Origin of the sequence: Dactylosporangium sp. CS-033363, from assembly GCF_050942475.1 — a bacterium.
Lineage (GTDB): Bacteria > Actinomycetota > Actinomycetes > Mycobacteriales > Micromonosporaceae > Dactylosporangium.
This window is the reverse complement of sequence record NZ_CP192032.1, coordinates 9,911,387-9,933,010: the sequence shown is the minus strand read 5'-3', so window position 1 is coordinate 9,933,010 and position 21,624 is coordinate 9,911,387. Positions and strand designations below refer to the sequence as shown.

Annotated in this window: 21 protein-coding genes; 17 read left to right on the top strand and 4 right to left on the bottom strand. The window is 72.4% G+C overall.

Annotated features, from left to right (window positions below):
• Positions 1-122 precede the first annotated feature (122 nt).
• The 6 genes from ACQPZ4_RS45780 to ACQPZ4_RS45755 all read left to right on the top strand — a co-directional run bounded on the left by ACQPZ4_RS45780 (position 123) and on the right by ACQPZ4_RS45755 (position 7,312).
• Positions 123-2,897, top strand: coding sequence for an Rne/Rng family ribonuclease (locus ACQPZ4_RS45780; RefSeq protein ID WP_433051339.1), 2,775 nt, complete (start codon positions 123-125; stop codon positions 2,895-2,897).
• Positions 2,898-3,026: 129 nt separating this feature from the next.
• On the top strand, positions 3,027-3,341 hold the full coding sequence (gene rplU / locus ACQPZ4_RS45775) for a 50S ribosomal protein L21 (RefSeq protein WP_433051336.1): 315 nt from the start codon (positions 3,027-3,029) through the stop codon (positions 3,339-3,341).
• Positions 3,342-3,351: 10 nt separating this feature from the next.
• Complete coding sequence (gene rpmA / locus ACQPZ4_RS45770) at positions 3,352-3,609, top strand: 50S ribosomal protein L27 (RefSeq protein WP_433051333.1); 258 nt, start codon at positions 3,352-3,354, stop codon at positions 3,607-3,609.
• A gap of 93 nt (positions 3,610-3,702) precedes the next feature.
• Positions 3,703-5,157: a GTPase ObgE gene (gene obgE, locus ACQPZ4_RS45765; RefSeq protein ID WP_433051330.1), complete on the top strand. Its 1,455-nt coding sequence runs from the start codon at positions 3,703-3,705 to the stop codon at positions 5,155-5,157.
• Between the two features lie 69 nt (positions 5,158-5,226).
• On the top strand, positions 5,227-6,147 hold the full coding sequence (locus ACQPZ4_RS45760) for a GNAT family N-acetyltransferase (protein WP_433051327.1): 921 nt from the start codon (positions 5,227-5,229) through the stop codon (positions 6,145-6,147).
• Positions 6,148-6,163: 16 nt separating this feature from the next.
• A complete protein-coding gene (locus ACQPZ4_RS45755; protein WP_433051324.1) occupies positions 6,164-7,312 on the top strand; it encodes a hypothetical protein in 1,149 nt (382 codons plus the stop codon).
• Here ACQPZ4_RS45755 and trpS read toward each other — a convergent pair.
• Entirely contained in the window at positions 7,245-8,270 is a 1,026-nt protein-coding gene (trpS, locus tag ACQPZ4_RS45750; protein WP_433051321.1) for a tryptophan--tRNA ligase, read from the bottom strand. The genes ACQPZ4_RS45755 and trpS overlap by 68 nt on opposite strands.
• A gap of 272 nt (positions 8,271-8,542) precedes the next feature.
• On the opposite strand from trpS, the gene ACQPZ4_RS45745 reads away from it, so the two are divergent.
• On the top strand, positions 8,543-8,713 hold the full coding sequence (locus tag ACQPZ4_RS45745; protein ID WP_433051318.1) for a hypothetical protein: 171 nt from the start codon (positions 8,543-8,545) through the stop codon (positions 8,711-8,713).
• Positions 8,710-9,285: a hypothetical protein gene (locus ACQPZ4_RS45740; RefSeq protein WP_433051315.1), complete on the top strand. Its 576-nt coding sequence runs from the start codon at positions 8,710-8,712 to the stop codon at positions 9,283-9,285. The genes ACQPZ4_RS45745 and ACQPZ4_RS45740 overlap by 4 nt, the downstream gene beginning before the upstream one ends.
• A 24-nt stretch (positions 9,286-9,309) precedes the next feature.
• On the opposite strand, the gene ACQPZ4_RS45735 is transcribed toward ACQPZ4_RS45740, so the two are convergent.
• Positions 9,310-9,522, bottom strand: coding sequence for a DUF397 domain-containing protein (locus ACQPZ4_RS45735; RefSeq protein ID WP_433066979.1), 213 nt, complete (start codon positions 9,520-9,522; stop codon positions 9,310-9,312).
• A 100-nt stretch (positions 9,523-9,622) separates the two neighbouring features.
• On the opposite strand from ACQPZ4_RS45735, the gene nadD reads away from it, so the two are divergent.
• From nadD to ACQPZ4_RS45690, 9 genes are all read left to right on the top strand, one after another.
• Complete coding sequence (nadD, locus tag ACQPZ4_RS45730) at positions 9,623-10,201, top strand: nicotinate-nucleotide adenylyltransferase (RefSeq protein ID WP_433066977.1); 579 nt, start codon at positions 9,623-9,625, stop codon at positions 10,199-10,201.
• A gap of 80 nt (positions 10,202-10,281) precedes the next feature.
• Positions 10,282-10,665, top strand: a complete 384-nt coding sequence (gene rsfS / locus ACQPZ4_RS45725) for a ribosome silencing factor (RefSeq protein ID WP_433051312.1) — start codon at positions 10,282-10,284, stop codon at positions 10,663-10,665.
• A gap of 49 nt (positions 10,666-10,714) precedes the next feature.
• A complete protein-coding gene (locus tag ACQPZ4_RS45720) occupies positions 10,715-11,314 on the top strand; it encodes a histidine phosphatase family protein (protein ID WP_433051309.1) in 600 nt (199 codons plus the stop codon).
• 43 nt (positions 11,315-11,357) lie between these two features.
• Positions 11,358-11,735 carry a hypothetical protein gene (locus ACQPZ4_RS45715; protein ID WP_433051306.1) on the top strand — a complete coding sequence of 126 codons (378 nt, stop codon included), beginning with the start codon at positions 11,358-11,360 and terminating at the stop codon, positions 11,733-11,735.
• A gap of 147 nt (positions 11,736-11,882) precedes the next feature.
• A complete protein-coding gene (locus ACQPZ4_RS45710; protein WP_433051303.1) occupies positions 11,883-12,749 on the top strand; it encodes a DegV family protein in 867 nt (288 codons plus the stop codon).
• A 52-nt stretch (positions 12,750-12,801) separates the two neighbouring features.
• Complete coding sequence (locus ACQPZ4_RS45705; protein ID WP_433051300.1) at positions 12,802-13,461, top strand: helix-hairpin-helix domain-containing protein; 660 nt, start codon at positions 12,802-12,804, stop codon at positions 13,459-13,461.
• A gap of 192 nt (positions 13,462-13,653) precedes the next feature.
• Positions 13,654-15,927, top strand: coding sequence for a ComEC/Rec2 family competence protein (locus ACQPZ4_RS45700; protein WP_433051297.1), 2,274 nt, complete (start codon positions 13,654-13,656; stop codon positions 15,925-15,927).
• 238 nt (positions 15,928-16,165) lie between these two features.
• Positions 16,166-17,143: a DNA polymerase III subunit delta gene (gene holA, locus ACQPZ4_RS45695; protein WP_433066974.1), complete on the top strand. Its 978-nt coding sequence runs from the start codon at positions 16,166-16,168 to the stop codon at positions 17,141-17,143.
• Positions 17,140-19,491, top strand: a complete 2,352-nt coding sequence (locus ACQPZ4_RS45690) for a hypothetical protein (protein WP_433051294.1) — start codon at positions 17,140-17,142, stop codon at positions 19,489-19,491. The genes holA and ACQPZ4_RS45690 overlap by 4 nt, the downstream gene beginning before the upstream one ends.
• A 556-nt stretch (positions 19,492-20,047) precedes the next feature.
• On the opposite strand, the gene rpsT is transcribed toward ACQPZ4_RS45690, so the two are convergent.
• Together rpsT and ACQPZ4_RS45680 are read right to left on the bottom strand one after the other, a co-directional pair.
• Complete coding sequence (gene rpsT / locus ACQPZ4_RS45685) at positions 20,048-20,317, bottom strand: 30S ribosomal protein S20 (protein ID WP_433051291.1); 270 nt, start codon at positions 20,315-20,317, stop codon at positions 20,048-20,050.
• Positions 20,318-20,436: 119 nt separating this feature from the next.
• The gene (locus ACQPZ4_RS45680; RefSeq protein WP_433051288.1) at positions 20,437-21,618 is read right to left on the bottom strand and encodes an Ig-like domain-containing protein; all 1,182 of its coding nucleotides are present in this window, start codon (positions 21,616-21,618) and stop codon (positions 20,437-20,439) included.
• Between the last annotated feature and the right edge of the window lie 6 nt (positions 21,619-21,624).

Sequence of the window (21,624 nt, the reverse complement as noted above, 5' to 3'; positions counted from 1 at the left end):
GGTTGGCAGACTTTCGGCGGATCGTCCGCGTCGCGGATACCTCCGCCGGCACAACATATATGGGTGTGCCTGTGTGGCTGCGTTCTACGCGCCCGGGAGCACCAGAACTGGAGAACGTCCGCATGTTCGACAACGAGTCGGCCGGCGGCGAGACCACCGGCGAGGAGCCGGTGGCTGCTGCCGCAGCCAGCGACGAAGAGACCACCGCACCCGTGCGGCGCACGCGCCGCCGGGCCACCAAGGCCGCCGCTGAGGCTCCGGCCCCGGAGGAGACGGCACCCCCCGCCTCCGCCGAGGAGGAGCCCGCGCCGCGGACCACCCGACGGCGACGCAAGGTCGCCGAACCCGACGAAACGGGCGAATCCGGCGAGTCTGGGCAGCAGGCCCTTCCGCTGGAGGAACCGCCCGCGCCGGTGAAGGCGACCCGGACCCGGCGCTCCCGGGCCAAGGTCGTGCCCGAGCCGGAACCCGAGCCCGAGCCGCTGCCGGTCGCCGAGGAGCTCCCCGAGGAGGAGGAGCCGCTCGGCGACGAGATCGCGGCCGAGGAGGCCGAGCAGGACTCCGACACGCCCGAGGAGCTCGAGCCCCTGGTCGTGGAGGACGAGCCGCCGGCCCGCCGGGGCCGCCGGGCCGCCCCCGCCGTGCAGCTGCTGTTCATGCCGCCCAGCGAGCAGGCACCGCCGGCCCGCGCCGAGCGGGTCGAGCGGGTGGAGCGCGCCGAGGACGAGGAGCTCGCCGAGGAGGAGCCGGTCGGCCGCAGCCGCCGGCGCCGCCGGGGCCGGGCCGCGGCCGAGGAGGTCGTCGCCGAGGCGCCGGTCGAGGCGGTGGAGTCCGCCGTCGAGACCGACGAGGCCGACACCGAGGCCGACGAGGACGAGGACGAGGACGGCTTCGAGGGCAGCGGCCGCCGCCGGCGCCGCCGGGGCCGGCGCGGTCGCGGACGCGGCCGGGGCGGGCTGGGCGACGAGGACGAGGGCGACGAGACCGCCGAGGGCGAGGAGGCCGCCGCCGACGAGGCGGAGGAGGCGTCCGCCGAGGACGAGGGCGACGAGGACGGCGAGGGCCTGACCCGCCGCCGGCGCCGCCGCCGGCGCAAGGGCGCGGCCGACACCGAGGCCGCCGACGACCCGCACGTGGTCGTGAAGATCCGCGAGCCGCGCTCGGCCGCCCGCGACGAGGTGCAGGGCGTCTCCGGCTCGACCCGGCTGGAGGCCAAGCGCCAGCGCCGCCGGGACGGCCGCGAGCAGCGCCGGACCCGCCCGCCGATCCTGAGCGAGTCGGAGTTCCTGGCCCGCCGCGAGGCCGTGGACCGCAGCATGGTCATCCGGCAGAAGAACGACCGGACCCAGATCGCCGTGCTCGAGGACAAGGTGCTCGTCGAGCACTACGTGACCCGGGCCTCGTCGAGCTCGATGGTCGGCAACGTCTACCTCGGCCGCGTCCAGAACGTGCTGCCCAGCATGGAGGCCGCGTTCGTCGACATCGGCCGGGGCCGCAACGCCGTGCTCTACGCCGGCGAGGTCAACTGGGACGCCACCGGCCTCGAGGGCCGCACGCGCACCATCGAGCAGGCCCTCAAGTCCGGCGACTCGGTGCTCGTGCAGGTCACCAAGGACCCGATCGGCACCAAGGGCGCCCGCCTCACCAGCCACATCGCGCTGTCCGGGCGGCACCTGGTCTACGTGCCGCACGGCAACGCCTCCGGCATCAGCCGCAAGCTGTCCGACATCGAGCGCAAGCGCCTGCGGGACGTGCTCAAGAACCTGGTGCCCGACGGCGCCGGCGTGATCGTGCGCACCGCGGCCGAGGGCGCCTCCGAGGACGACCTGGAGCGCGACGTCAAGCGGCTGCAGGCGCAGTGGGAGGCCATCCAGGAGAAGTCCGGCAGCAGCAGCGCGCCGGCCCTGCTCTACGAGGAGCCCGAGCTGGTCGTGCGGGTCGTGCGCGACCTGTTCAACGAGGACTTCCGCGAGCTGGTGATCCAGGGCACCGAGGCCTACGAGTCGGTCGAGCCCTACCTGTCGCACGTCTCGCCGGACCTCGTCGACCGGGTGCGCCGCTACACCGGCACCAACGACGTCTTCGCCGACCTGCGCATCGACGAGCAGCTGATCAAGGCGCTGGACCGGCGGGTGTTCCTGCCCTCCGGCGGCAGCCTGGTCATCGACCGCACCGAGGCGATGACCGTCATCGACGTGAACACCGGCAAGTACACCGGCGCCGGGGGCAACCTCGAGGAGACGGTCACCCGCAACAACCTGGAGGCGGCCGAGGAGATCGTCCACCAGCTGCGGCTGCGCGACCTCGGCGGCATCATCGTCATCGACTTCATCGACATGGTCCTGGAGTCCAACCGCGAGCTGGTGCTGCGCCGGCTGACCGAGTGCCTGGGCCGGGACCGGACCAAGCACCAGGTCACCGAGATCACCTCGCTCGGCCTGGTCCAGATGACCCGCAAGCGGGTCGGCCAGGGCCTGCTGGAGGCCTTCAGCGAGACCTGTGAGGTCTGCAAGGGCCGCGGCCTGATCATCCACACCGAGCCGATCCCGGAGAAGCGCAGCGGCGGCGGTGGGGGCGGCGGCAACGGCCACAGCCACGCGGTGGCCAAGGTCGCCTCGGCCGCGACCGGGCCGGGCGTCACCACCGGGGTGGAGGAGGCCGACGCACCCGCGCCGCGCAGCCGCCGCCGGGGCCGCCGCGGGGCCACCGCGGTCGCCGAGGAGGAGACCGCCGAGGAGTCGCCGGCCGTCGAGGCGTCCCAGGAGGAGGGCGACTTCACGCCGATCGCCTCCGAGGACGACCCCGACAACGTCGAGGACGACGAGGACGAGGGCGCCGGCAACGGGGCCCGGCGCCGCACTCGCCGGGGTGGCGTCCGCCGCCGTACCCGGCCCTGATTTGGGGAGTACGCCCCTGGTGGCGTACTCTCTTCAAAGCGCACTTTCGTGCGCGGGGTCTTTCGCGTGCCTGGAACGGCGCGCAGCTTGACCAGCCCGCCAGAGCTCTACGACAGGAGTCCGCGTCCCATGTACGCGATCGTCAAGACCGGCGGCAAGCAGTACAAGGTCGCCGAGGGCGATGTGATCGAGGTCGAGAAGCTCGCGGGCGAGCCGGGCGATGCGCTGACGCTCTCCGCTGTCCTGCTTGTCGACGGCGAGGATCTCATCACCGACGCGGCCAAGCTTGCCAGTTCCGCGGTGACCGCTGAGGTCGTCGCGCACACCAAGGGTCCGAAGATCCGGATCCACAAGTTCAAGAACAAGACCGGCTACCACAAGCGCCAGGGTCACCGTCAGCCGCTGACCCAGGTGAAGGTCACCGGCATCTCCACCGGGAAGTAGGGCAAGCGCGATGGCACACAAAAAGGGTGCGTCCAGCTCGCGGAACGGGCGCGACTCCGCCGCCCAGCGGCTCGGCGTGAAGCGGTTCGGTGGCCAGCTGGTGAACGCGGGTGAGATCATCATCCGCCAGCGCGGCACCAAGTTCCACCCGGGCGACCTGGTCGGCCGCGGCGGCGACGACACGCTCTTCGCGCTCGCCCCGGGTCACGTGACCTTCGGCACCAAGCGCGGCCGCAAGACGATCAGCATCACGCCGGTCGAGGCCTGATTTTCGAAGTTTCGCGCGCGGCGGGCAGGGGCATGACGGTCCCTCGCCCGCCGTTGCTGCGTTCCTGGGACGTTGAGTGAAGGGTGTTCTGCGGTGACCTCGTTCGTTGACCGCGCCGTGCTGCACGTGAAGGCCGGCGATGGCGGTCACGGCTGCGTGTCCATCCACCGGGAGAAGTTCAAGCCGTTCGGCGGCCCGGACGGCGGCGACGGCGGGCACGGCGGCAGCGTCACGCTCATCGTCGACCCGGGCGTGCACACCCTGCTCGACTTCCACTTCCACCCGCACCAGAAGGCCCGCAACGGCGCCGGGGGAGCCGGCAACGACCGCGACGGCGCGAACGGCGAGACCCTGGAGCTGCGGGTTCCCGACGGCACCGTCGTGCAGTCCGTCGACGGCGAGGTGCTCGCCGACCTCGTGGGCTCCGGCACCAAGTTCGAGCTGGCCCGCGGCGGGCGGGGCGGGCGCGGCAACGCCTCCCTGGCCAGCACCCGGCGCAAGGCCCCGGGCTTCGCCGAGCTGGGCGAGCCGGGCGAGCAGCTCGACGTCGTGCTGGAGCTCAAGAGCGTGGCCGACGTGGGCCTGGTCGGGTTCCCCTCGGCCGGCAAGTCGTCGCTGATCGCCGCCATCTCCGCCGCCCGGCCCAAGATCGCCGACTACCCGTTCACCACCCTGGTGCCCAACCTCGGCGTCGTGCAGGCCGGCGAGGAGACCTTCACCGTCGCCGACGTGCCCGGGCTCATCCCCGGCGCGGCCACCGGCAAGGGCCTCGGCCTGGAGTTCCTGCGCCACATCGAGCGCACCGCGGTGCTCGCCCACGTCGTGGACTGCGCGGCGCTGGAGACCGAGCGCGACCCGGTGTCGGACATCGACGCGATCGAGGCGGAGCTGTCCGCGTACGGCGGCCTGGAGGACCGGCCGCGGCTCGTCGTGCTCAACAAGATCGACGTGCCCGACGGGCGGGACCTCGCCGAGATCATGCAGCCCGAGCTGGAGGCCCGCGGCTTCGCCGTGCACCTGGTCAGCGCGGTGACCCACGAGAACCTGCGCGAGCTCACGTTCGCCCTGGCCGCGCTGGTCAAGCAGCACCGGCTGGCCGCGCCGCCGCCGGAGCGGACCCGGATCGTGCTGCGCCCGGTCGCGGTCGACGACAGCGGCTTCACCATCGACCGCGACGCCGAGGGCGTGTTCGTGGTCAGCGGCGGCGCGCCCGAGCGCTGGGTGCGCCAGACCAACTTCGACAACGACGAGGCCGTCGGGTACCTTGCCGACCGCCTCGCCCGCCTCGGCGTCGAGTCCGCGCTCAAGAAGGCGGGCGCGGAGCCGGGCGACCCGGTTCGAATTGGCGTCCGTGAATTCGACTGGCAGCCGAACCAGTTCGCCGAGGAGGAGTTCGTGCCCGGCAACCGGGGCACCGACTACCGCCTCGAGGACGCCAACAAGCGGATCGGCGCGGCCGAGCGCAAGGCCCTGCGGGCGGCCCGCCGCGTGCCGTACGAGCAGCGGGAACTTTCACCCGCGGATGAGCTCGACGACGACGATTTTTAACGCGCGCCGCAACGCGATTTGCCCGTTCAGGGAAACATCGGGGAAATCGAGGGTGCGTACCGTCGTTCCATGTTGATCGAGCAACGTCCATCGGGCGACTCGGAGGTGAGCGCGCTCGTCGTCGACCAGCAGGTCGAGCTGCGCACGCGCGACGGTGGCCGGGAGGGCCACGTGTACGCGGTCGACCCGGCCGCCCGCTACCTGGTCGCGGTCGTCGGCGGCGAGGCCGTGGCCTGCGGCGCGCTGCTCGCCCTGGACCTGGACGTGGCCGAGGTGACCCGGCTGTACGTGCGCCCGGCGTACCGCAACCGCGGCCTCGGCCGGCGCATGCTCGCCGCGATCGAGGACCTCGCCGCCTCCCGCGGCCACCGGGTGCTGCGGCTGGAGGCGGGCGTGACCGCGCCCGAGGCCATCTCGCTGGTGCTGGGGGCCGGCTACCGGCCCATCCCGCGCTTCGGGCGATACGTGAAGTACGAGGCCAGCCGCTGCTTCGAGAAGCGCTTCGACGACGCCGGCGAGGTGGTGGTGCTGCGCAAGGCGGCCACCGACCCGGCCGTCGCCGAGCTCGTCACGCTCTCCGCCGACGAGGCCGCGACCCGCTACGGCGACACGCGGGCCCGCCGCTTCCCGCTCGACCCGCGGGCCAAGTTCGTGCTCGCCACGCTCGGCGGGATCGGGGCCGGGTGCGGGGCGATCCAGCCCATCGACGACCAGACGGTCGAGGTCAAGCGCATGTACGTGCGCCCGGCGTACCGCGGCAACGGCATCGCGCGGCGCACGCTCGCGGCGCTCGAGGACCTCGCGGCGGCCTCGCATTACCTGTTCATACGACTCGAAACGGGCGCGCGGCAGCCGGAGTCGATCCGATTGTACGAATCGGCCGGTTACCGACCGATTCCGCCGTATGGGCCGTACGTACACAGCCCGCTCAGCCTGTGCTACGAAAAACTCGTGATTGCCACCGAGCCCATCGCGTCTGAGCTCGGCTGAGGCTAATGTTCGGTCGGTGGGCATCCTCGAGCGGCTGACCCGACCGGCCCGTTCACCACGGGAGCGCTTCGCCGACCAGGTGCTGGCCGAGCTGCGCCGTCGCGGGTTCACCGACGCCGAATTCCGCCCGACCCAGTTCGCCATCGTGTGCGAATGCGGCCAGGACGCGTACAGCACACTCTTCCTGTCGAAGGCGTTCTCGCAGTACCAGCGCAGTCCCGGCGACCGGAAACAGTTCGTGCGGGAGTTCGTCGCGCACAGCCTCGCCCCGCCCGCGCAGCCCGAGACCTTCGCCGAGGCGCTGCCGCAGCTGCGGCTCGCCCTGCGCCACGCCGCCCGCGGGACCCGCACGCTGCGCCGCCCCGCCCTGCCGCACCTCGACGAGGTCGTGCTCGCCGGGGACGTGCCGCTGGACAACCAGAGCCCGGCGCGCTGGGGGGTGAGCGCGGAGGCGATCTTCGCCGCGGCGCACAACCGCACGCTCGCCCGCGCCGAACTGCCGGCCTCGGCGGGTTTTTTCGGTCCATCGGTACTGCACGTGCCCGACTACGGCGGCGAGCAGCTGGTCTCCTGGGTCCTGCTGGAGGGCTGGCTCGCCGAGCTCGACGAGCAGGTCGGCGGCCGGGCGGTGGCGTTCCTGCCCAGCACGCTGATGCTGCTCGTCTGCGCGGACGAGCCGCGGCTGGTCGAGCAGCTCTACGACCTCGCGGCCGACGAGTACGCGCGCACGCCGCGGCCGCTCTCGCCGATGGCCTACACCACCGACGACGACGGCCGGGTCGTGCCGTTCCTGCCCGATCGGGGGCATCCGGCGTATCCGGCGGCGGCCAAGGCGGCGCGGCGGCTCGCGGTCGACGTGGCCGAGCACCAGCGGCGCACGCTGGGCGACCCGTACCTCGTCGAGGCCACCCTCGCCGCCCGGCCGGACGGCTCGGCGTTCACGACGGCCCTGTGGACCGTGGGGACGCCGGCGCTGCTGCCCGTGGTGGATCTGGTGGGCGTGTCCGAGCCGGGCGAGAAGGTGTTCCACGTGCCGTGGGCGCTGCTGGTCGAGGCCGATCTGCTGGTCGAGGAGATCGACTATCGGCCGTCGCGGTTCAGTGCCGTGCTGGAGCCGTCCGAGGCGTCTCTGGGGTACTTGAAGGAGCGGGCCGTCCGCTGGTGAGCCCCATTGCGGCTTTCACTCGCCGCACGGTGGCGTCGGCTCGTTCGGCGGCCTGTTCCGCCCCCTGAGCGAGCGCTTGTTCGATGTCGTCCGTGCCGAGTTCGTGGTAGCGGCGCTGGATGGGTTCCAGCAGGGCGATCACCGCGTCGGCGACGGCCGTCTTCAGGGCGCCGTAGCGCGGGTAGTCCGGCGCGAGCTGCTCGGGCCGCCCGTTCGTGCAGGTGGCCAGCAGTTCGAGCAGGTTGGAGACGCCGGGCTTGCGCTCGGGGTCGTACGCGACCTCGGTGCCGGCGTCGGTGACGGCCCGCATGATCTTGCGGCGGAGGACGTCCGGCGGGTCGAGCAGGAAGAGCACCCCGTTGGTGGCGGCGTTGGTCTTGCCCATCTTGGCCGTCGGGTCGGCCAGGTCGCCGAGGCGGGCCGCGATCGCCGGGTGGGTGGCCCGCGGAACCGTGAAGACCGGGCCGTGCCGCTCGTTGAACCGCAGCGCCAGGTCGCGGGTCAGCTCGACGTGCTGCCGTTGGTCGCGGCCGACGGGCACCTCGGCGATGTCGTGCAACAGGATGTCCGCGGCCATGAGCACGGGGTAGGTGAGCAGCGACAGTCGAGTACCGCTGCCGCCGCCCTTTTCTTTGAACTGGATCATGCGGTGCACCTCGCCGTAGCTCGCCGCGCACTCCAGCAGGTAATGCAGCTCGTAGTGCGCGGCGAGGTCGGACTGCCGGTAGAGGATCGTGCGCCGCGGGTCGAGGCCCGAGGCGAGCAGGAGGCCGGCGACCTGCAGCGTCAGCGCGCGGAGGCGCTCGGGATCGTGCGGGACGGTGAGGGCGTGCAGATCGGCGACGAACGCGACGGTGGGCCGGTCCTGGCCCAGCACGAGCGGGCGGATGGCGCCCGCGTAGTTGCCGAGCTGCAGGGGGCCGGTGGGCTTGAAACCGGAGATGCGGCGGTCGGACATGGGACTCTTCCTCCTGGATGGGGGGAGCCGCCGGTCCCGGGCGGTGTGCGCACACCGAAAAGGCCACCCGGATTCCGGGCGGCCCTGTGATGTGGGGGTTGTCGCGAACGCGAAGACTGGCCGCCCCTAGCGGGCGCGCCAGCTGTTCTGTCGCGTGCTTCGCGTCATGTCCTCAGGCTAGCGCAGGTCGGTCGTTGCTGGCCCCTCCCAAGCGGCGTTTTGTGGTGTTGCCTTGGGGATGGGGGCGGGACGGCGTCGGCGGGGGAGGACCTGTGCGAGACGACGAATGCAGTGGTGGGGGCTGGCTGCGGCTGGAGTGCCCGGCGTGCCGGGGGTGGCTCGGCATTCCGGAGCGCGTGCCGCCCGGGGCGGCGGCGGAGCGGGTGGCGCGGCGGATCGACGCGTTCACCCACCGGCACCGCGCGTGCGGGCGGCGGCCGTGATGCGGGTGCGGCAGTTCCGGCTGCTGGTGGCCGGGGAGCTGACCGAGGCGGCGGCGGATGCGCTGTTCGGGCGGGCTCAGGACCTGTGCGTGGAGGCGCTGCCGTCGCGTGGTGGCGTGCCTGTGGTGCCGGTTTCCCCGGTTTTGGCGCCGGGCGACGGGGGGTGGGTCGGCTGGGTGGCGTTTGACCGGCCGGCGCCGACGCTGATCGACGCGGTGGTGTCCGGGGTGCGGGACCTGGATGTGGCGGGGCTGGCCATCGCGGCCGTGATCGCCGATGACTCGCTGGTGACGGCGTTCACGATCGGGGAGCGCGGCGGGCGGGCGGCGGAGCTGGTGCCGCTCGGGTCGTGGGCGCGGCCGGTGTACGACTGGGCCTCGTGCTCGGCTTCTTGCGTTGACGCTTCTTGTGCTGACGCTTCTTGTGTCGACGCTTCTTGTGTCGACGCCTCTTGCGTGGACGCCTCTTGCGTTGACGAGGACGCGGTGTTCGAGGCTGTTTCGCTGATGCTGCGGGTGCGCGCGCTCGCGCCGCGGCTGGAGCGGCTGGCGCCCCTGCGGTCGCTGCTCTAGCCGTGGCCTGTTTGGCGGGTGCTCTTAGACGTCGAACTCGCCGTCTTTGGCGCCCGCCACGAAGGCGTCCCATTCGTCCTGGGTGAAGACGAGGACCGGGCTGTCCGGGTCGGCGCCGTTGCGCAGGCCGATGAGGTCGTCGACGAACGCCACCTCGACGCGGCTGCCGTGGCTGTCGCCGGGCGCCGAACGCCACACGGCGCGCGAGTTGTCGAAATCGCCCTTCGGGTGGGACATCGTCATGCGCGTCACCGTACCGCCAACCGCCGCGGTGATGCTTCGCACGTCCCCCGTTCGCGCTCGCGATCATTACGATGCGGAAATGCGTGTGGGCATCATGGGCGGCACCTTCGATCCGATCCACCACGGGCACCTCGTGGCGGCCAGCGAGGTGGCCGACCGGTTCGGGCTCGACCAGGTGGTCTTCGTCCCGACCGGGGAGCCGTGGCAGAAGAGCGAGGTCGCGGTCAGCCCGGCGGAGGACCGGTACCTGATGACCGTCATCGCCACCGCCTCCAACCCGCGCTTCACGGTGAGCCGGGTGGACATCGACCGGGGCGGGCCGACGTACACCGTGGATACGTTGCGGGATTTGCGGGCTGCTTACGGTACCGGCGCGGAGTTGTTCTTCATCACCGGTGCGGATGCGCTGGGCAAGATCCTCTCCTGGAAGGACGCCCCCGACCTGTTCGAACTGGCGCATTTCGTGGGCGTGACCCGGCCCGGATTCGAGCTGAGCGCCTCGCACCTCCCGGCCGACCGGGTGAGCAAGGTGCAGGTCCCGGCCATGGCGATCTCCTCCACCGACTGCCGCCGGCGGGTCGAGGAGGGCAAGCCGGTCTGGTATCTGGTCCCCGACGGGGTGGTGCAGTACATCGCAAAGCGTGGTTTGTACCGAAAAGTCGGCAGTATCTGAGGAGCAAAATGTCGTACCCGCGTGAGAGGCTTGAACGAGCCCGGTGAAGGTGACCGGGGTGGTCTTACGAAGGGAGCCCGGTGCCCGCGACTGAGCGTGCCCGCGAGCTGGCGCTCACCGCCGCGCAGGCGGCCGCCGACAAGAAGGCCGAGGACATCGTCATCCTCGACGTGGCCGACCAGCTGGTCATCACCGACGCGTTCCTGCTCGCCTCGGCGCCCAACGAGCGCCAGGTGCTGTCGATCGTGGACGCGATCGAGGAGCGGCTGGTGCAGCTGCCGGAGAAGGCGAAGCCGGTGCGGCGCGAGGGCGAGCGCGGCGGGCGGTGGGTGCTGCTGGACTACGTGGACATCGTGGTGCATGTGCAGCACTCCGAGGAGCGCGAGTTCTACTCGCTCGACCGGCTGTGGAAGGACTGCCCGCAGATCGAGTTCGTGGATCGCGACCTTCCTGCTTCGGCATGATTCGCCCTTGCTCCGGCCTTCCGCGGACCGTCTCTCCGTGGGCTGATCGATGACGCTCGTCGTTCTGTGGCGGCATGGGCAGACGGAGTGGAACAGGTCGCACCGGATTCAGGGGCAGACCGACACGCCGCTGTCGCCGGTCGGCCTTGAGCAGGCGGCCGAGAGCGCGCCCCGCGTGGCCGCGCTGAAGCCGACGGTGTTCATCTCCAGCGACCTGCAGCGGGCCGCCACCACGGCCGCCGCCCTGACCGCGATCACCGGGATGGAGCCCACCTTCGACCCGCGGCTGCGCGAGCGCAGCTTCGGCGAGTGGGAGGGGCTCATGCACCCCGAGGCGATCGCGCGCTGGCCCGAGGCGTTCGAGCGCTGGCGGCGCGGCGACGAGGTCGGCGAGGCCGGCGTCGAGGAGATCGACGCGGTGGCCAAGCGGATGCTCGCGGCCCTGCATGAGGCGGTCGACAAGGCCGGGCCCGACGGGGTCGTCCTGGCCGCCACGCACGGGGCCGCGGCGCGGTTCGCGACGGTGGCGATGGTGGGGCTGCCGATGGAGTACGCGCCGCGGTTCGGGCCGATGCACAACTGTCACCGCACCCACCTGCGTCGCGACCCGCACCGGGGCTGGCAGCTCGACGCGCACAACGTGCCCTGATTTGCTTTGGAACCTCCTGGCGAGGTCTAGCGTCGAAGGTGTCATGAGGCTTGTAGCGCTGATCGTCGTGGGTGGGCTCGCGTTTGCCGGGCTCGCCGGGTGTGGGGAGACGTCGGAGCCGGTCACGGCGCCGCCGCCTTCTGTCGTGCCCACCACCGGCTCCGCACCTTCGGCTGCTCCGTCGCTCTCGCTCGGGTCGGAGCAGCCGCTGGTGTCCGTCCGGGGGACGGTCAAGGACGGCGTGGAGCCGGGGTGCGTGCTGCTCTCCGCGACCGACAGCAAGACCTATCTGCTGCTGGGCGGGGATCGGGCGGCCTTGAAGAGCGGGTCCACGGTGACCGTGTACGGCAAGCCCGAGCCGGACATGATGAGCACCTGTCAGCAGGGGACGCCGTTCCGCGTCTCTCGGGTTGAGAACTGACGCTTTCGGTTTTTTGGGGGCCGCGGTCTCTCTACTTGCAGCGCGGTCTCCGTTCTTGCGGTGCGGTTTCCCTTTTTGGGGCGCGGGCTCTTTTCTTGCGGTGCGGTCTCCCTTCTTGGGGGCGCGGGGATCGGCTACCGTGCCGTCATGACCCGCCCGCAGCCTGCCGTCGCCGTGGTCACCGACTCGACCGCGTATCTGCCGCCGTTGCCCGCCACCGCCGCGGGCGGGCTCACCGTGGTGCCGCTCGCCGTGGTCGTCAACGGCGTGCCGGGCCTGGAGACCGTCGACATCGACTCGGCGACCGTCGCCGAGGCGCTCAACGCCCGCCGGGTCTCGGTCACCACCTCGCGGCCTTCGCCCGAGGCCTTCTCCCAGGTGTACCGCAAGCTGCTCGACGAGGGCGCCCAGTCCGTGCTGTCGGTGCACCTGTCGGCGCAGCTGTCGGGCACGTACGACGCCGCGACCCTGGCCGCCGCCGACTTCGACGGGCGGGTCGAGGTCATCGACACCCAGTCGACCGGGATGGGCCTCGGCTTCCCCGCCCTGGCCGCCGCCGACGCCGCCGCGGCCGGGGCGTCGCTGGCGGAGGTGCGGGCGGCGGCGGAGGGGGCGGTTGGGCGTACGACGACGCTGTTCTATGTCGACACCCTCGAGTTCCTGCGCCGCGGCGGACGGATCGGCGCCGCGGCCGCGCTGCTGGGCACGGCGCTGTCGGTCAAGCCGATCCTGCACACCACCGAGCAGGGCGTCGTGGTGCGCGAGAAGGTCCGCACGGCCGGCCGCGCGCTGGCCCGGCTGGTCGACATCGCGGTGGAGTCGGCCGGGGAGTCGGACGTGGACGTGGCCGTGCATCACCTGGCCGCCCCGGATCGAGCCGACGCGCTGCTCACGACCGTGAAGGAGCGGTTCGGGGAGCGGCTGCGCGGGGCGTACCTGACCGAGGTCGGCGCAGTCGTCGGGGCCCACGTGGGGCCGGGCATGGTCGCGGTGGTTATCCACAGGGTCGACTGAGTTATCCACAGGGGGTCCGCGGGCCGTTTCGAATCGGCCTAGCCTCCCTGGCATGGACCGCGTGACCGAACTTCCAGCCGACGTTCCCGACGACGACTATCCCTGGGACGAGGCCTTCAAGCAGCGCCGAAGACCGGGGCCGACCTGGGATCCGGGGCGGCGGGGGCTGCGGGTCCTGCTCGTCGTGGCCGGGGTCGTGGTGCTGGTGTCGGCCGCGCTGGTGTGGTTCTCGCGGCCGCACGTGACGGCGGCGCCTTCGCCGGCCGCGTCGGTGGCCGCTGCGCCCGCCTCGCCCGCCGTCTTGATCGTTTCCGTGACCGGGAAGGTGAACCGGCCGGGGCTGGTGCGGCTGCCTTCGGGCTCGCGGGTGGCCGACGCGATCGACGCGGCGGGCGGGATCGTGGCCGGGGCGGACATCACGGGGCTGAACCTGGCGCGCAAGGTGGTCGACGGGGAGATGATCGCCGTCGGGGTGCCGCCGCCGGTCGGGGCCGCTCCTGCTTTGGGCGCTCCTGGCTCGGGGCTGATCAACCTGAATACGGCCTCCGTCGCCGACCTGCAGAAGCTGCCGGGGATCGGGGAGGTGCTGGCGCAGCGGATCGTGGAGTTCCGCGACGGGCATGGCGGGTTTCGGGCCGTCACTGATCTGCGGCAGGTCGAGGGGATCGGCGACGCGAAGTTCGCGCAGCTCAAGGACAAGGTCACGGTATGACCGCCGACCTGCGGCTGGTGGGGTCGACGCCCTTGCGGCTGTTGTCGGCCGCTGGGGCGGTGCCGTTCGCGCGGGGCGGTCGGCGGGTGACGGCGTGAGTGCCGACCTGCGGCTGGTCGGGTCGACGCCCTTGCGGCTGTTGTCGGCCGCTGGGGCGGTGCCGTTCGCGCGGGGCGGTCGGCGGGTGACGGCGTGAGTGCCGACCTGCGGCTGGTGGGGGCGGCGCTGGGGTGCTGGTTCGCGGCGATCGGGGCGTTGTTCCTGCCCGCGGCGGCGGGCTGGGCCCTGGCCGGTGGGGCGCTGCTGGTGGCGGTGCTGTGGCGGTTCGGGCGGGCGCGGTGGATCGTGGCCGCGGCGGCGGCCGGGGTGGCCTGCGGCGCGGCGGCCACGGCGGCGCGCGTCGGGGAGCGGGACGCTGAGCCGTTGCGGGGGCTGGCCGTGCGGCACGCCACGGTGCGGGTGGGGCTGGTGATCACCGATGACCCGCGGCTCGGCCGGGCCCATGTCGGGCGGGACGCGACCGTGATCGTGCCCGCTCGGCTCGACTGGATCGACACCGGCGAGCAGCGGATCGTGCTCTCCGCCCGGGTGCTGGTGCTGGCCGGCGACCGGGGGTGGCTCGGGCTGCTGCCTGGGCAGCACGCCGAGGCCTCGGCTCGGTTGTCGCCGCCTGACGGTGGGGATCTGGGGGCGGCGCTGCTCTCCGTCGGCGCCGGGCCGGTGCCGGTCGGGGCGGCGCCGTGGGTGCAGCGGGCGGCGGGGACGCTGCGGGCCGGGCTGCAGCGGGCCTGCGTGGGGCTGCCGGCCGAGCCCGGTGGGCTGCTGCCGGGGCTGGTCGTCGGGGACACCAGCCGGCTCGATCCGGACCTTGCGGACGACTTCAAGACGACAGGACTTACCCACTTAACCGCCGTAAGTGGGGCAAATCTCGCAATTGTCGTCGGGCTGGTGCTCGCCATGGTGCGGTGGTGCCGGGCCGGGCCGCGGATGGCGGCGGTGGTGTGCGTGCTGGCGCTGGCGGGGTTCGTGGTGCTTGTACGGCCCTCGCCCAGCGTGCTGCGCGCCGCGGCCATGGGCGGGCTGGCGCTCGTCGCGCTCGCGCTGGGGCGGCCGCGGGCGGCGGTGCCGGCGCTCGCGGCGGGAGTGCTAGGGCTCGTGGTCCTCGATCCGGAGCTGGCCGTGGACGCCGGGTTCGCGCTGTCGGTGCTCGCCACCGGCGGGTTGGTACTCATCGCGCCGCGGTGGACCCAGGCCCTCGAGGATCGCGGATGGCCTCGGGTGGCGGCGGAGGCGGTGGCGGTACCGGCGGCGGCTCAGGCGGCCTGCGCTCCCGTGATCGCGGCCATCTCGGCCGGCGTCAGCCTGACGACGATTCCGGCCAACCTGCTGGCGGCGCCGGCCGTGGCACCGGCGACGATTCTGGGGCTCACGTCGGCGGTGCTGTCGCCGCTGCTGCCCTCGCTCGCGGCATTCGCGGCCTGGATCGCGTCGTGGCCCGCCCGCTGGCTGGTGTTCGTCGCCCATCACGGGGCCGACGTGCCGGCCGGACTGCTGCCCTGGCCCGGCGGGACCGGGGGTGGGCTGCTGCTCGGGGCGCTCGTCGCGGCGCTGCTGGCGGGATTTCGGTGGCCGGTGGTACGCCGGTGGGTGCTCGTGGCCGCCGTGGCCGCGGTGCTCGGGGCGGTGCCGGTGCGCTTCCTCGCCGCCGGCTGGCCGCCGCGGGGGTGGCTGGTGGTGGCCTGTGACGTGGGGCAGGGGGACGCGCTCGCGGTTTCCGCGGGGCCGGGCTCGGCGGTGGTCGTCGACGCGGGGCCGGAGCCGGACCCGGTGGACGGGTGCCTGCGGCGGCTGGGCGTACGCCGGGTGCCGCTCCTCGTCATCAGCCACTTTCACGTCGACCACGTGGGTGGGCTGGACGGGGTGCTGCGGGGGCGCCAGGTGGACGGCATGCTCGTGCCCGCCTTTGCCGAGCCGGCGGCGGCGCGGGCGGCGGTGCTGGGGCGCGGGGTGCCGTCGGCCTCGGCGGTGCCGGGGTCCGCGCTGACCGTGGGGGACGTGCGGATCGAGGTGCTGGGGCCGGTGCGGCCGGTGACCGGGACTCGTTCGGACCCTAACAACAACTCGCTGGTGCTGGCGGTGACCGCGAACGGGATTCGGGTGCTGTTGACTGGGGACGCCGAGACGGAGGAGCAGCTCAGCCTGTTGCCGCTTGCCCTGCGGGCGGACGTTTTGAAGGTCGCCCATCACGGGTCGGCTTACCAGTCGGACGAGTTCCTGGCCGAGGTCGCGCCGCGGGTTGCGCTGGTCAGCGTTGGGGTTGGCAATGACTATGGGCATCCCAGTGCCGTGTTGCTGGCGCGGCTGGAGCGGGGTGGGGCTCGGGTGATGCGTACCGATCAGCTGGGGGATGTCGCCGTCGTGCGGGACGCTTCCGGTGGCCTCGCCGTCGCGGCCCGCCGGTCGTGACGGGCCTCGCCGTGGCCGCGGCGCGGGGGCGTTTGCGCGGGTCGGAGTGTGACGCGACGGGCCTCGCCGCGACCGCGGCACGGGCGGGTCGTGGCGTCACACGACGGACTTTGCCGTGGCGACGGCGCGGGGTCGTTCGCGAGGGGCGGAGTGTGACGCGGGCGGGTCGGGGCGTGAGGTGACGGACTTCGGCGGGGCGGCGGCGCGGGCGCGGTCGGGCGCGTCGGCGCGTGACACGATGGCTGGCGTGTCTAGCCTTCCGCGCCTTCGCCTGGTGATCGGGGACGAGGAGCTGCTCGTCTCCCGTGCCGTTGCCGAGACCGTTGCCACCGCTCGGGCTGAGGAGTCCGACACCGAGGTGCGGCAGAAGGCGGGCGGGGAGCTCGTCGTAGGCGAGCTGGCCGAGATGCTCAGCCCCTCGCTGTTCGGGGGGCGGCGGGTGATCGTGGTGCTCGACGGGCAGGACGCCAAGAAGGACGTGGCCGCGGCGTTGACCGCCTATGCCAAGTCGCCCGAGGACGATGTCGTGCTTGTCGTTACCCACGCCGGCGGGGCGAAGGGGAAGGCGCTGGCCGACGGGTTCAAGGCGGCCGGGGCCGATGTGGTGACCGCGGCGAAGATCAGTAAGCACCGTGAGCGGGTCGACTTCGTGCGGAACGAGATTCGGCGGCAGGGGGGCAAGGTCGGGGAGGACGCGGCCGAGGCGCTGCTGGCGGCGGTGGGCAATGACCTGCGCGAGATCGTGGCGGCCTGTTCGCAGCTCGTGGCGGACACGGGTGGGCGGATCGACGTGAAGACGATCGCGCAGTACTACAAGGGGCGGGCCGAGGTGTCCGGGTTCACCGTCGCCGATGCCGTCATGGTCGGCGACGCGGCCGGGGCGCTCGAGGCGCTGCGGTGGGCGCTGCACGTCGGCGTGGACCCGGTGCCGATCGCCGATGCCATCGCCGACGGGGTGCGGACCGTGGCCCGGGTGGCCGCGGCCGGCAAGGGCGGCGCATACCAACTCGCCGGTAGTTTGGGAATGCCTCCGTGGAAGGTCGAACGCGCACAGCGCCAAGCCCGTGGCTGGACGGCCGAGGCGCTCGTTGATGCCATGCGAGCGGCTGCTGAGTGCAATGCCGCTGTGAAGGGTGGATCTGACGACCGCGGCTATGCGCTCGAGCGGGCGGTGTTCGCAGTGGTCGCTGCGCGCGGTGGAGGAATAGGACGATGACGAACAACGGGTTCGCGCACCAGGCGCCGCTTTACGTGCGGGCGCTGCGGCTTCGGCACCTGCACGTGGGCGGATTCGTGAGTTTCCTGCTGTTCGAGTGCATGATCGCCGCCGGGGTCCTGCTGGCCCTGGCCGAACTGGTCAGCTGGTGGGCGGTGCCCGTCCTGCCGGCGGTGGTGGCGATCATGGTCAAGATCAACGACATGGTCATCGGCGGCTCCAAGCGCGCCCGCGCGCTGGCCCGGGCTTCATCCGATCGAGCGTCATCCACTCGGGTGGATTCGGATGACCGCACCGACGAGACCACCTCGGTACCCCGGAGGACCGCGACCGCGCTCGATCGAGCCGAGATCGCCCGGGCCGGCGGCGCCGCTCGGACGCGCTCCGGCTCAACGGGTTCCACGACGGGCTACGGCTCGAACAGCGCATCGAACGGCTCCGGCTCGGGCAGCTACGGCTCGGGCGGGTCATCGAACGGCTCGAACGGCTACGGCTCGGGCAGCTCGTCGAACGGCTCCGGCTCGCATGGCACCGGCTCGAACGGCGCCGGTGTGGGTGGCGGCTCGAACGGCGCCGGTGTGGGCGGCGGTTCGGGCGCTGGCTCGGGCGCCGGCTTGAACGGCGGCGGTTCGGGTGCTGGTTCGAACGGTGCTGGTGCGGGTGCTGGCTCGACCGGCGGCGGCTCGCGCGGCTCGGGTTCGAACGGCGTCGGTGCGAACGGTGCTGGCTCGAACGGTGCTGGCTCGAACGGCGGTGGCTCCGGGGCGAACGGCAGTGGTTCGAACGGGGCTGGGACGACGGGCACGGTGCGTACGCGGACTGTGGAGCCCCCGGCTCAGCGGAAGAAGGTCGGGGTCATCAAGATCTCGGTGCCGGCCAAGGATGCCGGGTCGCGGCATGCGGTGGACGAGGGGAACCGGGAGGTGGTCGACGCCGGGTACGGGATCTCGCCCGCCTCCGAGGACGCCCCGCCCCCGCCGCCGGCCGTGGAGCACGGGCATGGCGCCATCGAGGAAGAGTGGACGGACACCGATTCGCACGGCTTCCAGCGTTCGCGGCCGCTGCACCCGTCGGGCTGGAGTGACCGTTCGGGCCAGGACCAGCCGGGCCGGACCGATCGCCCGGCCTCGGATCAGCAGGGTTGGACGGACGGGTCGGCTCAGGGCGCGCCGGGTTGGACTGACCGTGCGGCTCAGGAGCAGCAGGGTTGGACGGACGGGTCGGCTCAGGGCGCGCCGGGTTGGACTGACCGCGCGGCTCAGGATCAGCAGGGTTGGACGGACCGGTCGGCCCAGGGCGCGCCGGGGTGGAGTGATCGCGCGGCCCAGGACCAGGCGGGGTGGGGTGACCGCGCGGCTCAGGATCAGCCGGTGTGGAGTGATCGCCCGGCTCAGGACCCTTGGGCGGAGCAGGCGGTCGAGCCGGTGCGCGAGATGGTCGACCCGGCGCAGGCCGAGTGGTCCGGCGAGACGAACGGCTGGGGCGACCAGGCAGCCTGGAACCCGCGCGCGGCGGGCGTGAACGCGCAGGCCAACTGGGGCGACGAGACGGCCTGGGGGGATCGCGCGGCCTGGGGGGACCAGCCCTCCCGGGGTGCGCATCACCAGCAGCAGGGGTCGGCCGACTGGGACGATGAGACCGGGTTCGCCGATCAGGCGGCGTGGTCCTCGGCCGGGCGGCGGAACTCCTGGGGCTCGTACGGCGAATGGGAGCCCGGGGCGCCCGACTACGTGTCCGACTACACCGGCGAGACCGCGGCCGAGGCGGCGCGGGACCTGGCTGCGCGGGGGGAGGCGTACCGGGCTGGGCATGACGACTCGTACGCCGCGGGGCATGGGACCGTCTACGGATCGGCCAGCCACGGCGACGCCGGCCAGAGCGGCGCCGGCCACGGGGGCGCTGCCTACAGCGAATCCGGCCAGAGCGGCGCCGGTTATGACGGTGCGGGCTATGGCGACTCCAGCCCGAGCGGTGCAGGCAACAACGGCGTCGGTCATAGCGGCGCCGGCTACAGCGAATCTGGGCAGAGCGGCGCCGGCTACAACGGCGACTTCAGTCAGGGCGGCGGCTACGGGAACCCGGGCCACGGCGGCTACGGCGAGGTGCATGGGGCGGGCGAGCACCGGCGGTACGACCAGGAGCAGCACGACACCCGCCCGCTGAACCGTGAGCACACCGGCCGGCATGCGCGGCAGCAGCAGACCCCCGGGCGGCGGCGGTCCGAGGACACCGACAACGTGACGTCGGGGCATTTCACCACCGGGCGGCATGCGGACCGGGGGTGGCGCTCGGAGGATGAGCTGGCCCGGCAGCGTACCGGCGGGGTCAACCAGGGGCGCTTCGCCTGATCAGACTTTGCTCCGCCGGCTCGTCACCCGGGCCGGCCAGCACCCGGGAAATCCGATTTATCCGGCATGTGAGTGCCGGTGCAGATGTGGCCTTGGACGATCGGCGAGCTCCGGCCCGCCGTGCGCCCAAGGCCACTTTTTCGTGGGCAGAGAGCCGGGAACGCCGAGCGCCGGGAGTGCTGGGACCGCCGGAGCCGAGCGCCCGGGAGCGCTGGGAGCGGCGGGACCGCGGGGAGCCGAGCGCCGGGAGTGCCGAGAACGCCGGGTCCGCGGGGAGCCGAGCGCCGGGAGTGCCGGGAGCGCTGGGAGTGCCGGGTCCGCGGGGAGCCGAGCGCCGGGAGTGCCGAGAACGCCGGGTCCGCGGGGAGCCGAGCGCCGGGAGTGCCGGGAGCGCTGGGAGTGCCGGGTCCGCGGGGAGCCGAGCGCCGGGAGTGCCGAGAACGCCGGGTCCGCGGGGAGCCGAGCGCCGAGACGCCGCGGCGTAAGAAGCGCAAAAGAGCACAGCGAAAGCGCCGCTCCACCAGGTGGGCGGCGCTTTTCGCGGTACTGCGAAATATCAGGCGGCGCTAATGCCGGCCAGCTTCTTGGTGATGGCCGACTTGCGGTTGGCCGCCTGGTTCTTGTGGATCACGCCCTTGCTGGCGGCCTTGTCCAGCTTGCGGGAAGCGTCACGCAGCAGCGCGGCGGCGGTGTCGTTGTCACCGGCGGCGGTCGCCTCGTGGAACTTGCGGATGGCCGTCTTGAGGGACGACTTGACCGACTTGTTGCGCAGGCGGCGCTTCTCGTTCTGCCGGTTGCGCTTGATCTGGGACTTGATGTTCGCCACGCGACAGCCTCGTCTTAAAGCTCGGGGTTCCGGTTTCCTAGAGCGCATGGCACGACGGCGCGTCACCTAGCGCGATGAATCAGGCTACCAGGTCCGACCGCGGCCAGCCAAAACGGGGCTCACGCGGAGTACAGCGCGCTGCCCTTCCGGTACTGCTCCCAGGGGAGTTCCCAGTCCGTCCAGCCGTCGCCGTACTTCACCCGCTCCTCGGTGCCCTTCACGATCACCGGGTCGCCGATGTGGGTGACCCCGTAGAGCCACTTGGCGAGGTCCAGGGAGATGTTCACGCAGCCGTGGGAGACGTTGCGCCTGCCCTGGTCCGCCACCGACCAGGGGGCGGCGTGGATGTACTGGCCGCTCCACGTGATGCGCTGCGGGAACTCGACCTTCGTGCGGTAGCCGTCCGGGGAGTCGACCGGCACGCCGTAGGTGGACGAGTCGAACCACTCCCACTCGTTCTTCACCATGACGATGAAGTTGCCGCTGTCCGAGGGGTTGCTCGGCTTGCCCAGGCTCACCGGCATCGTCTTGAGCACGACGCCGTCCTCGGTGATGGTCATCTTCTTGGTGGCGTTGTCGACGTCCATGATGACCCGCTTGCCGACGGTCGCGTCGACGGTGAGGTCCCTCTCGGCGTACGACTTGCCGCCCAGGGAGACCCCGCCCACCGCGGCGCGCAGCTTGAGTTTGGTGCCCGCCTGCCAGTACTCCTTCGGGCGGTAGTGCACCTCCTTGGCGCTGAACCAGTTCCAGGAGCCCTCCTGGGGCGGGTCCGCCTGCATGAACAGGCGGCGCTCGACGCCGGCCCTGGCCTCCTTCGGGATCTCGTTGGCGAAGCTCAGGATCATCGGCATGCCGACGCCCACGACCTGGTCGTCGCCGACCTGGCTGGTGACCCGCTGCAGGCTGGACGGCTTGGCCATCGTGGTGAACTTCACCTCGCCGGTGGCGTCGTCCGACTTCACCGTCGCCGTGTACTCGGTGCCCCACTTGAGCTGTTTGTCCGGCACCCAGTGCACGCCCGGCGAAGAGCCCGAAGGCAGGGCGGAACCGGTGACAGCGGCCCCCGAGGCGTCCGTCAAGGAGACCGCGGCCGTGGCGGGAGCGTCGAAGACCAGGTCGAGCGCGGTCGTGACGTCCGTCGCGCCGTTGGCGGGCGCCGCGATCGCGATGCTCTTGGCGGGCCGGGCCGGAGCACCGGAAGTACCGGAGCCAGGGCTCTTCCACGAGGATTCCGATTCCGAACAGGCGCTGAGTGCCAGCCCGCTCACCACCAGCAACGACATCCATCGAGACCGCATGCAACC

Excerpts from the sequence above, each read along its gene's own strand:
- ACQPZ4_RS45780 (WP_433051339.1), top strand. The coding sequence starts at position 123 with ATGTTCGACAACGAGTCGGCCGGCGGCGAGACCACCGGCGAGGAGCCG.
- rplU (WP_433051336.1), top strand. The coding sequence starts at position 3,027 with ATGTACGCGATCGTCAAGACCGGCGGCAAGCAGTACAAGGTCGCCGAG.
- rpmA (WP_433051333.1), top strand. The coding sequence starts at position 3,352 with ATGGCACACAAAAAGGGTGCGTCCAGCTCGCGGAACGGGCGCGACTCC.
- ACQPZ4_RS45760 (WP_433051327.1), top strand. The coding sequence starts at position 5,227 with ATGTTGATCGAGCAACGTCCATCGGGCGACTCGGAGGTGAGCGCGCTC.
- trpS (WP_433051321.1), bottom strand. The coding sequence starts at position 8,270 with ATGTCCGACCGCCGCATCTCCGGTTTCAAGCCCACCGGCCCCCTGCAG.
- ACQPZ4_RS45735 (WP_433066979.1), bottom strand. The coding sequence starts at position 9,522 with ATGTCCCACCCGAAGGGCGATTTCGACAACTCGCGCGCCGTGTGGCGT.
- nadD (WP_433066977.1), top strand. The coding sequence starts at position 9,623 with ATGGGCGGCACCTTCGATCCGATCCACCACGGGCACCTCGTGGCGGCC.
- ACQPZ4_RS45720 (WP_433051309.1), top strand. The coding sequence starts at position 10,715 with ATGACGCTCGTCGTTCTGTGGCGGCATGGGCAGACGGAGTGGAACAGG.
- ACQPZ4_RS45715 (WP_433051306.1), top strand. The coding sequence starts at position 11,358 with ATGAGGCTTGTAGCGCTGATCGTCGTGGGTGGGCTCGCGTTTGCCGGG.
- ACQPZ4_RS45710 (WP_433051303.1), top strand. The coding sequence starts at position 11,883 with ATGACCCGCCCGCAGCCTGCCGTCGCCGTGGTCACCGACTCGACCGCG.
- ACQPZ4_RS45705 (WP_433051300.1), top strand. The coding sequence starts at position 12,802 with ATGGACCGCGTGACCGAACTTCCAGCCGACGTTCCCGACGACGACTAT.
- holA (WP_433066974.1), top strand. The coding sequence starts at position 16,166 with ATGGCTGGCGTGTCTAGCCTTCCGCGCCTTCGCCTGGTGATCGGGGAC.
- ACQPZ4_RS45690 (WP_433051294.1), top strand. The coding sequence starts at position 17,140 with ATGACGAACAACGGGTTCGCGCACCAGGCGCCGCTTTACGTGCGGGCG.
- ACQPZ4_RS45680 (WP_433051288.1), bottom strand. The coding sequence starts at position 21,618 with ATGCGGTCTCGATGGATGTCGTTGCTGGTGGTGAGCGGGCTGGCACTC.